Annotated in this window: 8 protein-coding genes; 1 reads left to right on the top strand and 7 read right to left on the bottom strand. The window is 54.8% G+C overall.

All coding sequences use genetic code 11. From position 1 onward, the window contains the following. Positions 1 to 371 precede the first annotated feature (371 nt). A complete protein-coding gene (locus tag L0U83_RS40680; protein WP_233880445.1) occupies positions 372 to 1,082 on the top strand; it encodes an acyltransferase in 711 nt (236 codons plus the stop codon). Between the two features lie 192 nt (positions 1,083 to 1,274). Here the strand turns inward: L0U83_RS40680 and L0U83_RS03210 are convergent, their stop codons facing one another. The 7 genes from L0U83_RS03210 to L0U83_RS03180 all read right to left on the bottom strand — a co-directional run bounded on the left by L0U83_RS03210 (position 1,275) and on the right by L0U83_RS03180 (position 11,730). Then, positions 1,275 to 3,998 (bottom strand): glycosyltransferase, encoded by a 2,724-nt coding sequence (locus tag L0U83_RS03210; protein ID WP_233880443.1) that lies wholly within the window; start codon positions 3,996 to 3,998, stop codon positions 1,275 to 1,277. A gap of 116 nt (positions 3,999 to 4,114) precedes the next feature. After that, positions 4,115 to 6,637, bottom strand: a complete 2,523-nt coding sequence (locus L0U83_RS03205; protein ID WP_233880441.1) for a hypothetical protein — start codon at positions 6,635 to 6,637, stop codon at positions 4,115 to 4,117. After that, positions 6,634 to 7,902 carry a UDP-N-acetyl-D-mannosamine dehydrogenase gene (wecC, locus tag L0U83_RS03200; protein WP_233880440.1) on the bottom strand — a complete coding sequence of 423 codons (1,269 nt, stop codon included), beginning with the start codon at positions 7,900 to 7,902 and terminating at the stop codon, positions 6,634 to 6,636. Before wecC ends, L0U83_RS03205 begins: the two co-directional genes overlap by 4 nt. After that, positions 7,896 to 9,014 carry a non-hydrolyzing UDP-N-acetylglucosamine 2-epimerase gene (wecB, locus tag L0U83_RS03195; RefSeq protein WP_233883670.1) on the bottom strand — a complete coding sequence of 373 codons (1,119 nt, stop codon included), beginning with the start codon at positions 9,012 to 9,014 and terminating at the stop codon, positions 7,896 to 7,898. The genes wecC and wecB overlap by 7 nt, the downstream gene beginning before the upstream one ends. A gap of 60 nt (positions 9,015 to 9,074) precedes the next feature. Continuing rightward, positions 9,075 to 10,256, bottom strand: a complete 1,182-nt coding sequence (locus tag L0U83_RS03190) for a KpsE/RkpR family capsule polysaccharide export protein (RefSeq protein ID WP_233880438.1) — start codon at positions 10,254 to 10,256, stop codon at positions 9,075 to 9,077. Further along, positions 10,253 to 10,915 (bottom strand): ABC transporter ATP-binding protein, encoded by a 663-nt coding sequence (locus L0U83_RS03185; RefSeq protein WP_233880436.1) that lies wholly within the window; start codon positions 10,913 to 10,915, stop codon positions 10,253 to 10,255. Before L0U83_RS03185 ends, L0U83_RS03190 begins: the two co-directional genes overlap by 4 nt. Then, positions 10,912 to 11,730: an ABC transporter permease gene (locus L0U83_RS03180; RefSeq protein ID WP_233880434.1), complete on the bottom strand. Its 819-nt coding sequence runs from the start codon at positions 11,728 to 11,730 to the stop codon at positions 10,912 to 10,914. Before L0U83_RS03180 ends, L0U83_RS03185 begins: the two co-directional genes overlap by 4 nt. Positions 11,731 to 11,734: the final 4 nt, after the last annotated feature.

Raw genomic sequence — 11,734 nt, 5'->3', positions numbered from 1 at the left:
TCGGTATGAGCAACGCGCCACGGCGTAGGGAAGTACGGTCGAGCCGACTCGAGTCATGTGTCTGGTCCGCGCAAATCTGGTGACGCGAAATGGCGCCCCGCCAAAGTCCACGCTTTTTATCGTGATAATGCTGTCCATGCGCTGTCGTGACGACAACCAGGTCAAGGTGAATTGTTCAGGACAGGTTCGCCAGTATACAGGTGTCAAATGATTCATGTCCCGTCGAAATGCATGGATGATTGCCCCGCTTTTCAACGGGGCAGCGGCCGAAACACCGACCGCCAGGCCATCTGGCCAAAAGCTTCTGGCGTCCTGCGGAGGCTCATAAAGGGTAAACTACGGCGAGCTGAGACTCCCTCCATCGCTACCCCGTGGCCAGCACCGTTGCACAAATCATGAAGCCAACGCGAATTACCGCCCTGAGAAATTACCAAGATGAATTTGGAAATAAGATCGTCTACCACGGAAACCACATAACGACGGAGGTTGATATTCAGTTTCACGGCGGAGGCAACAAGCTCGTAGTTGACCCTGACGCCAAGCTCGAGAAGATCGTGGCCGAGTTCAGAGGGCAGGACGCGGAAATTGCCATTGGCGCCTGTAACGCAAGGTGCGCCATTCTTGTCGGCTCCAGGTCCAAGATCTCCATTGGAAGGGGGCTGAGCACGACAGGAACTGTCTATATGACTGCTTTCGAGGGTAGCTCGATACATATCGGTCAAGACTGTATGTTCGCGGGAAATGTCCAGATTCGCGCCGATGACGCACATCCAATCTTCGATGTCGAAAGTGGAATGCGTTGCAATATCGCAATGCCTGTTGTGATCGGGGATCATGTCTGGTTGGGCGAAGGAAGCGTCATTCTCGGGCAGTCAGAGGTCGGCGCGGGTTCAGTAGTCGGAATGCGATCGCTGGTAAAAGGAAAAACGCCAAATAACTGCGTTGTGGCAGGCGTTCCGGCACGGGTCGTTCGCAAGAACATAGCGTGGGAACGGCCTCATCTGAGCAGAGAGTCATTGTTTAACCCCGACGGGACGCTCAAAGCTGTGAACAAAGAATATTGGAACTATTCGGAGGAGTGACGGCCCCTCCGAAAAGCCCGCGCAGTGACGATGCACCCTATCGATGCACCCTATTGATGCATACATGAAGGCAGCAGCGCGGCGAATATTCAATGTGCCGTAACCGCACAGAGAACTGGCGGTTCTGACGTCCACAGCAAAGGGGGCTGACCATACACCCGACTACGCGCCAGGCACCCAGCCCCTCATTCTCTAGGCCACTTCAGGCTCGTTGAGATACCCCTTGATCTCCAGTTCCTTACGGATCGCCACCCACTCATCAGCAAATAGGGTAGACGTTGTAACCCAAGGCTTATCGCTTCCCGCCCAGTGCGCGACAACAGGATCAGCGGCAACCTCGTCAATCTTCATATAGCTCGATCCGTAGAGCTGGTTAAATGCCGTCAAGTCAAACCTGTGCTTGTGCCGCTTATAGCAGACCGGCAGAAAATTGAACTTGATGTCCAGTGTTTTGACGTGCCCATCACACACTTCGTTGAACACATCCTGGTCCATCAGGTTGAAAGTCGTCGAGTTCAGTTTGGCCGCGATGAGTTTGTCCGGCAAATTCTCACTACGCATCCTTGCCAGGTTCATCAGCATCACGCCGCTGTTAAAGTAGCACTCGAAATCCTTGATCTCCTTCCGGTCCGTAACAGGGTTCCACATGTCCGCAACCGCGCACAGGTATTCATCCCCCATACTGGTCGAGAACAATTCAAGCAAGTCCTTCCTGACCATCAAGTCAGTGTCCAGATAAAGAATACGATCAAGATCCCCGAAGATCGATGGGATGATGAACTTGAACATGGCAGAAGGCGATGCCATGCAGTAATTGTCGTTATCTTTGTACTTGTGCAGATTCGCAAACTGAGCGGTCTCAACCTCCTGCACCCTCACCAGGAAGTCGTCACCAGAAAGTGCCTCAAGCACCGCCATTGTTTCCCTCGACCCTTGGGGAATCAGAACAGTGATGGATGGAATCGTCGTTGCGCGCTTGGCCTTTTTGACGGACTCTAGAAAGACCGCTGTGGGGATGACGTACTTCTCATCTGCAATACAGCAGATATCAATATGGGAAGCGAACTTCTTCACCAGCGTTCTCTCGACGCCTTCGCTGTTCTCGAGTTTCTTTGCGGTATACCTCAAATCTCTCAGTGCCCTTTGATCAACCACACTGAGCCAATACTTGATGTCTGGTACGCGCATGGCTTTCAGGCGGTCCTTCACTTCCTCGTACACCAAAAGTGACTTTTCGAAGCTATCTCTCGTGATATTTTTCGTGATGCCGCCATCGTGCTGTCTATAGTAATAGATGGCATGAGTCGCGACGGAAACATTCCCGTGCCCAACGACCATCGCCATGATCGTGAAATAGTTGTCTTCGGATTGACATCGCATCCCGTCCAGATAACCAATACCGTTGCTCGTCAGGAATTCCTTCTTGTAGAGCTTGTTCCAGGATACACCTGTCGTCAGGATGGCCTGTGCGGCGAGCTGCCTGGCGTCGACCTTCTGAAAAGACTCGAACCCACTCTTCTTTTCGACCGGAGGCTTGCCCCCGTCCACCTGCAGGATCTGGCTGGCGACAACCATGTCGCTGCCATTTTGCCGGGCGCTCTCGTACAGATTGCCGATGTATTCCCGGGAAATATAGTCGTCACTATCCACGAATGCGACGTACTGCCCCCTCGCATTCTTCAAGCCGGTATTTCGTCCGGTTGCAGGTCCGCTATTTGGTTGAGTAATGACACGAATCCTGGCGTCCAGTCGTGAATATCTATTCAGAATATCCTTCGTCAGTTCGTCCGTGGAACCGTCGTCAATACACAATATTTCGATTTCCTCGAAATATTGCGCAAGAACGCTATCCAGACAGGCTTCCAGGAATCGACCTGTGTTGAATACCGGGATGATGATCGAGACCTTCGGGCTTCCCTCAACCGTAAAAATCGTCTTCCCCAGTATTCTTTCCCGAATCTCGGGAAAACGGTTATCCAACGTCTGAAGCATCAGATCGTTCTTGCCTTTGCGCACGTTGCCCACCCACAGCGCCGTTTCCTGCGTGCCCGGCACGTGCTGCAGTTCGAAGCTACTGTCTTTGACGACCTGTATCCTGGTGCCCTTCAGCACCGCCATGCCCCAGAACCACAAATCGTCCCCGCTCGGGCAGATGCAAGTGAAGGCATCCCGATCCAAGACTGATTCGTGCAGACTACCTGGGGGATAGAGTACCCCGCCACATCCCGTAAACAGGTGGTCCAACGAAGGCTTCGCGCTTTTTATATCCTTGGCCCAATCTCTGTAAGGAGAGAAATTGCCCTCTTCATCCAGAGATACGCGGTGTGCCCGGTGACAGATAATCGCATCCTGTTCTTGCAGATGCGTGATGACCAACTGGGCCAGCCAGTCCTTCTCGTAGAGAAGGTCATCATCTGCCGTGACGATCGTCTTCTCCGGATATTTTTTCAAAACCGGTATCAGTTTTTTGTACGAGTGAATGTCCTCGCACCATTCGATCAAAAGCCCCGCACGTTTCAACTCCAGCAATTCGCACGGCAGGTCTTTCTCTTTACCCGGAAATTGATCTTCGGCCAGCCAAAGCAGAATCTTTCCGGGTCTGAAGCTCTGCGCCAGAATGCTTTTGATCGTCTCGGGCACGGCATTGATTCTTGCGGGATAGGAAGTCAGTGATACAACGATATCCTGCGCGAAAAGCTCCCGCATGATATCGAATCGGTTATCACTAACAAAGTCGGCGCAAGCTGCCTTGATGTTTTGCACGCTGCCATTCAATTTCTCGAGGCAGAGCACCACATTGGCATAAAAGAATTTGTGCCCGATCTCGCTTGCAAGCTCGTAATATAGCTGCAAGGCGCCACCGTAGTCCCCGGCGCGATAGGCTTTATTTGCTTGATTGACCTTGTTGCTTTGCATTTTTTTAAGTTTGTTAGAAAACAGCTCGCGCGATGTGTTCCTTCAGAGCGCGCTAGTCCGCCGAATGTTGAGTCATATGTCGCGCCGGAATCATCGGCGCGAAAACTTCATCATCCTCAGCCTCGCCCTGTCTCCGGACTGGCCGCCCCCGCGGTCTTTAAAGGAGCAACTTCCAGCAAGCAAGCCTGCTTTTCAAGCTGCTTATATTCGGTGCGGGTGAACGTACGGCCGATCTGCGATAGCCCCCGCTCCCAGGAGGACACGATATCGCGTTCGTCCTGGCGGTCGTAGTCATCCATAAGGAAATGAAAACAGCACGCGTCGCCCAAACCCTGGAGTACCTTGGGCAAAGCGGGATGACGTGCCAAGGGCCCCGTCCTTCCGGGCGGGCCGTCCACCACCACAAGCACTCGCGGTGCGTCCTGATGCAGTTGACCGCGCATCTGCCACAAGGCTTCTTCGCAAGCGTAATAAGGGGTCTCGCCAGTGCGCCATGCTTGCAGCGGAGCCCAGACGACACGCGAGCCTCCCGTCAGGCCGGCCCGTTCCAGGTAGCTTTGCGACTGCCGCTGAAATTGTTCAAGGTGATCAAAGCTCAACAACGGCGCGGCAGGTTGGCCACCGTGCTGCGCGATACGCTCCAATGCCTTGGCCAGGACAAGAGTCGACGTACCGGAACCAAACTCCACTACGGCGTCGTAGCGGTGCTGCTCCAGCAAATGAATCAGCAGCACGCCAAAGTCCGGGCTAATCGCCCAGTTGTGAACATCCGGCAGCAGAACGTCCGGACCCAGATAATTCTGCAGGCGAATGAGCGATTCAATCTGCTTGACGGCATTGCTCATGCCCTGCTTTTGCACATGCTCGATTGTCTTCAACGAGCCTTCGATATGCTCGGTCGCAGATACCAGTTTCACCTGCACTTCCCATTTCTGCTCCAGCGAGGCATTCGCCTGCTTGAGTCCTTCGACTTCTCGAGCGCGTCCTTCCGCAAGCGTCGTCACTTCCTCGCGGCTGCTTAACAGCTTCACCTTCTCCTGCTCCAGCGACTCCTTCGCCTGCCGCAGTATTTCGACTTCCCTGCCGCGTCCTGCCGCGAGCGCCGTCACTTCCTCGCGGCTGCTCAAGAGCTTCGCCTTCTCTTGCTCCAGGGACTCCTTCTCCTGCCGCAGTATTTCGACCTCCCGGCCGCGTCCTGCCGCCAGCGCCGTCACTTCCTCGCGGCCGCTCAACAGCTTTGCTTTCTCGTGCTCCAGCGACTCCTTCGCCTGCCGCAGGATTTCGACTTCCCGGCCGCGCCCTGCCGCGAGCGCCGTGACTTCCTCACAGTTGCTCAACAGCTTCGCCTTCTCCTGCTCCAACGACTCCTTCGCATACCGCAGGATTTCAACTTCCCGGCCTCGCCCTTCCGCGAGCGCTGTCATTTCCTCGCGGCTGTTCAACAACGTCGCCTTCTCCTGCTCCAAAGACTCCTGCGCTTGACGCAGGATCTCGACTTCGCCGCCTCGTCCCTCGGCAAGCGCCGCCACTGCCTCAAGGCCGCTCGACAGCCGAGACATCTCTTGCTCAAGCGATTCGTTCGCGACACGCAGCATTTCGACTTCTCGATGTCGCTCTTCCGCAAGCGCAATCACTTCCTCGCGGTTGCCCCGCAACCTCACCTGCTCCTGCTCCAGCGACTCCTTCGCACGCCGCAGCCCTTCGACTTCCCGGCCCCGCGCTTGCGCGAGCGCCGTCGCTTCCGCGCGGCTGCTTAGCAGATTCAGCTTCTCCTGCTCCAGCAATTCCTTCGCATGCTTCAGGCTGTTCAGCTGCTTTTCAATTTCAGCGCGCCTCTCCGAAAATTCCGTTTTCCGCCTCGCGTCGCTTTCGCGAAGATGTTTCGCTTCCCGGCACAGTTGACCCGCCTGACGCGCTTCAGATTCGCTGAACTGAGTATTCGGCGACACGATGTCCAGCAGCGCCTCTGCCTCGATCAAACTACCTGCTTCGTGCATCCTGAAAGCGAACCACTTCAGCCGATAGGGTTTCGGGTCGAGTACATATGCCCGATGTGCCGCTTCGGCTGCCGCGGCGCGATCGTCGCTCATCAACTGGCGAGCCAAAACCGTGTAGGCGCTGGCGCGCATGGCGGGCGAAAGGCCAACTTTCGCCAACAGGTTTCCGACTGAATCAAAGCCGCCGTCGCGATACGCCGCAACGACCTTTTCAAAGCCCTTCCCGCCAATCGATTTGGGGGGCAGTTTCCGGCGCGATTCAATCCAGATTTTTCCAACCTTGGTCGGCACCGAGACCAGCGCTGTTAGCGAATCCGCGCTTTTGACCAGAATGTCGCCAAGCTTGGCATTCAGTCCATTCTGCGTCTCCAGTCGATGAACTTCCCTTAGCGCTTCTACCAAAGCCTGCAAACGACGGTTTTCCGCCAGAACACCCGGCAATTCCTCATCGACCCAACGCTTCCCGCCCAGGCTGCCATGCGGGCTCTCAGTTCGATTCTTTTCGAGCGCCTTGCCACGCAAATGACCGTTCTCCAGCTCTTCCTGAACCTGGTAAAGCTGGTGAAGCAACAGATCGTTCTCTGCCTTCAGTTCCTTGAGTTCAATCTCAAGGTCAAGCTGACTATTTTGATTTATTGTCATTTCGTGTTCTTCCAGATGCCACGGGTGTCAATTAGCCTCTGCCGTCCTTTAAGGTCGGGTCTGGTATTCCTGAAGTCAGTGTGGTCAACGAGCAAAACAAGAATGTGAGCATCCAGAATTGCTTCGTTCAAGGTCATCAGAGTCACCTGCATATTTCTTAAACTATCGGGCAGAGTTTGTAGATTAGGCTCCACAACCCTCAGCTGCCCCGCATGTCGTTCAGCCAGGATCTGCGTAATTTGCAGTGCAGGGCTTTCCCGCAGATCGTCGATATCGGCCTTGAATGTGATGCCCAGGCACGCAATACGAATATCCCGAGCGTTGAGACCACAACCAGTCAGCTCGTCAACGGCTTGCTCCACCTTGCGAATCACCCAGTCTGGCTTTGCATCATTGACTTCACGCGCCAAACGAATCAGCTTCGCGTCTTCAGGCGTGCTATCCACGATGAACCAGGGATCGACAGCAATGCAATGCCCGCCAACTCCACAGCCGGGCGACAAAATGTCAACGCGAGGATGTCGATTCGCCAGTTTGATCAATTCCCAGACGTTGATGCCCTGCTGGTCGCAGATCATCGAAAGCTCGTTGGCGAAGGCGATATTGGTATCGCGGAAACTGTTCTCGGCCAATTTGCACATTTCCGCGGTGCGCACATCGGTAGCGATGCACTCCCCTTGCACAAATAGCCGATAGAACGCGATCGCAGCCTGAGAGCACCTTTGCGTCATGCCGCCAATCACGCGATCGTTGGCAACGATCTCGTGAACAATGCGGCCTGGGAGCACACGTTCAGGGCAATAGGCGATGCGGATATCGGACTCTTCACCCGCCTGCTGCGGAAAACTGAGGTCCGGCCGCGTATCGGCCAACCAGCCCGCCATCTTTTCGGTCGTACCAACCGGCGATGTGGATTCGAGTACGACCAAGTTTCCTTTCCTCAGCACAGGAGCAATCGCCTTAGCGGCCGATTCGATGTAACTCAAATCAGGGCGATGCGCATGCGTCAGTGGCGTCGGTACCGCGATAAGGAAGACATCGGCGGGTTCGGGGCTCGTTACAGCATGTAGATGACCGCTGCCCACCGCGGCGTGAACCAAAATGTCCAGCTCCGGCTCAACGATGTGGATATCCCCTCGATTGATCGTATCGACGACGTGCTGGGACACATCCACCCCAACAACTCGCTTCTTGCGCGACGCGAGCACGGTAGCGGTGGGCAGGCCGATATAGCCGAGACCCATGATGCAGATCGTATTCAACATGCGCGCACCAGAATATCGCGGATACGCTGCGCCGCTCTGCCGTCGCCGTAGGGATTGCCTGCCCGCGCCATGGACGCATAGGCCGCCGGATCATCGAGCAAGCGGCTTGCTTCCATGACGATGGTGGCCTGGTCCGTACCGACAAGCCTGACCGTGCCCGCAGTCACGGCTTCTGGCCGCTCTGTTGTTTCGCGTGTCACAAGTATTGGCTTCCCGAGCGACGGCGCTTCCTCCTGCACTCCGCCGGAATCCGTAACAAGCAGTGCGGCTCTCTTCATGAGATAGACGAATGACGGATAGTCTTGCGGCTCAATCAAGAATATGCCTGGGACATTCCCAAGGAGCCGGTGAACCGGCTGCTTCACGTTTGGATTCAGATGAACCGGATAGACGATTTCAATGTCTCCGCGCTGCGCAATCTCCACCAATGCACGACAAACGGCCTCGAGGCCAGCACCAAAGTTTTCCCTGCGGTGCCCGGTGACGAGAATCAAACGCTTATTCCGGTTCAGGAAAGCAAAGCGCGCCTCTAGTTCGTCGTGAAGCACGACATCCTCGTTCAATCTCTTCACCGTGTTCAAAAGCGAATCGATAACCGTATTGCCGGTAACGTGAATTCTCTCGGCGGCGATGCCTTCTCGCAGCAGATTGTCTCGGGCATCCGGCGTCGGCGCGAAATGATATTTCGCCAAAACACTCGTGAGCCTGCGGTTTGCCTCTTCAGGCCACGGCGCCGATAGATCGCCCGTACGAAGCCCCGCCTCGACATGGCCCACACAGATCTGCCGATAGTGCGCGGAGAGCGCTGAGGCCAGTGTCGTCGACGTATCGCCCTGCACGAGAACGAGATCCGGCTGAGCCTCGCCCAGCACGGCGTCCAGTCTCGTCAGCACTTTGCTGGTCATGCCCAGAAGCGTCTGATCCGGCGCCATGATGTCGAGATCGTAATCAGGACAAATGCCAAAGAAAGCCAGCATCGAATCCAGCATCCGGCGGTGCTGCGCGGAAACGCAAACTTTTACGTCAATCTTTGATTCGCTCTTCAAAGACTCGATCAACGGCGCCATCTTGATTGCTTCTGGCCGTGTTCCAACGACAATCAGGGTTTTCATTCCGACCATTTAGTTTGTCCTTAGCAGGAACCACTACGAGTGCTGATGCGGTTCAGCAGGTCAATCGACGTGATCGAGGATGATGCTCTCGGTCAGCTTCAAGGCACCCACCACCGCGAGTCCGACGAGCAAGGTGACCAGCGCGCTATACAAGCGCGCGGGCTCCACCGGATAACCTGGCCTCGTCGGCGACTGCAGCACCGAAACCATCTTCAAGGTACGGGCTGCATCGATACGGCCCTGCTCCAATGCGGACAGCGCCGTTTTGTATAGATCCGTGGCAAAACCAACCTGCATCTGCAAGCGCTGGAACTCCTCGACCGTGTAGTTCAGCGTTTTCTTTGACGGGGAGGCCAATTCCGCTCGTCTTTGCGCAATCTGCTGCTCGATGGCGGCAAGATTTTTCCTCAACATCACGACGACGGGCTGATTAGCGTTCAACGTCGAGGGCAAGGAATCGAGTTGCATCTGCACGGCAGTTTTCTGCGCTTCGAGATGGTCAATCAAGGCATTGAGACTCTGTGCCGTTGTTTCCGGTGCGACCAGCCCTTGATGATTCTGGAAATCAATCATGGTTTGCGTGTCGTCGAGCAGACGTTCGTGCGTAACCGTGACTTCATTGGTCAGAAAATCAACCTGAGACTGAGCGAGTCGATGGCTGATCAGGTTCATCTGTGCCTCACCCTCGTGGATCATGAACTCGACGATCTCACGCGCAGTCTTGGCATCGTATGCCTGCACCTGGATATTGATCACACCGTTGTACTCGTCGTATTCAATATCGACACGCGAGAGCCAATACTGATAGAACCATTCAATCGGCTCGTTCTTGAACAGCATGCGAGAAATGGGATCGTGCCGCCACCCGCTGTAATGCGAACGCAAATCGAATGCTGCATCCAATTTCTCCAGCATGTCCAACGATAGGAGATACTGGGTCAGCAGCAATTGATCGCTACTGTTTGGACCAGTGGCACCGCCGAGTCCTGCAATGCTCGGCGGCAAACTCACCTGTGGACCACTGATCTGATCGGTCCGTTGGACGACCACAATGGCGTTGGAAACATAACGGTCCGACGCAAAAAACAACCAGTACGGAACGGACAGAACCGTATACGCAATAACCAGTCGCACGAGCAACCTAAAAGCCTTGACCGAAAACAGCGCTTCCTTGCATCGACCGGAGAACGTGCCCAATCTAGCAATCACACCCGAGTTAGCGCGCAACAATGAATCACTCATGCCAGAAGATTATCCTTATATGCTTTCATGCCATCTTCGAGATCGTCGAACCAGTGCGCCTGGCCGTTGTGGATCCAGATAGCCGACTGACAAAACTGTTTAAGTGTATTTTCGTCATGCGAGACCATGATGACGCTTGCCTGGTCTGTCTTGTTTTTAAAAGCTTCGGCGGCTTTTTTTCGAAATTTCGCGTCGCCCGCCGCGGTCACTTCATCCGAGATGTACACCTCGAAATTGAAGGCCAACGACATCGCAAACTGGAGGCGCGAGCGCATGCCGGACGAGTAGGTCTGCACGGGTTCGTCAAAGGACTCCCCCAGTTCAGCAAAGTCCTGAATGTAGGCAATACGATCGGCCAGTTCATCCTGGTGGCCGTGAATCCGGCACACGAATTTTGCGTTTTGCCGGCCAGTCAATGTCCCTTCCAGGCCTGCTCCACCCATGGGCCAGGACACCTTGCAACGTCGCTGAACGCGCCCTTTGGTCGGAAAATCGATTCCGCCAATGATACGCAACAGCGTCGATTTACCGGCGCCATTCCTCCCAATCAAGGCGACACTGTGCCTCGAGGGGATCGTAATATTGACTCCATTCAATATCCATTTCCCGGCGCCATGCTCGCCCTGGTAGCGCTTGTGAACGTTTTCCACAATGATCATCGCATCACCAGCTTTCTGGAGAACCGCTTGTATAACATCAGCCCCAGAAGCATCAGCCCCAAAGCCCATGCGTAAACATAGCCAAGGCTCACACCTTTGAGTGCGATGTAATTTGGGTAATAGCCCAGCCGCATCAACTCAACACCATCGACAATTGGATTGGCAACGGCGATGTACTGATAAGGCTCTGGAACAAATGACGACAGCGGAAGCAATGCCCCCGACATGTAATACAGCGGCAGATAAAGAATTTTAAAAATATGGTCGATTTCGGGCACGAATCGCATCACGACGGAGGTGACCAACCCGAATCCCAGTCCCAATAACCACAGCGCAAAAATTGCCGCAAACAGTAGCAAAGGATCCTGCGGAAGCCAGATGGGATTCTGTGTGCTCAACGTTATGCCGTGCCCCGACACGATCACCAGTGCCATGATCACGATGCCGATCGGCACCATCAGAAATAGTTCAAGCGTTGCGCGCACGATCGCGACATCGAACGGTTTGACTTGCCGATAAGCAAAAAAAGCCCGATTCGAGTCGATTCCATGCAACACCTGCGTCCACGTACGACGCCAGAGCAAGAATCCGATGAAGCCCGCGACAATGAACATATTGACCCCCATTCCACCGACCTGGTGAATGTGGAATGTCACGAAGCCGAATGCATGCAATCCGATGTAGATAATTGGCTCGATCAGAAGCCAGAGCCACGCAGCACGGGCTTCAAACAGGCGATCGAGCGCCTCGCGCAAAAACATTGCGCGCCAAACCGAGAATGTGATCTCAAATGGCGTACGAATTCTTTGCGTCATTCCG

The organism is Paraburkholderia flagellata, assembly GCF_021390645.1.
In the GTDB taxonomy this organism is placed as follows: domain Bacteria; phylum Pseudomonadota; class Gammaproteobacteria; order Burkholderiales; family Burkholderiaceae; genus Paraburkholderia; species Paraburkholderia flagellata.
Note: the sequence above shows the minus strand (reverse complement) of the source record. Positions and strands in the feature narration are given on the sequence as shown.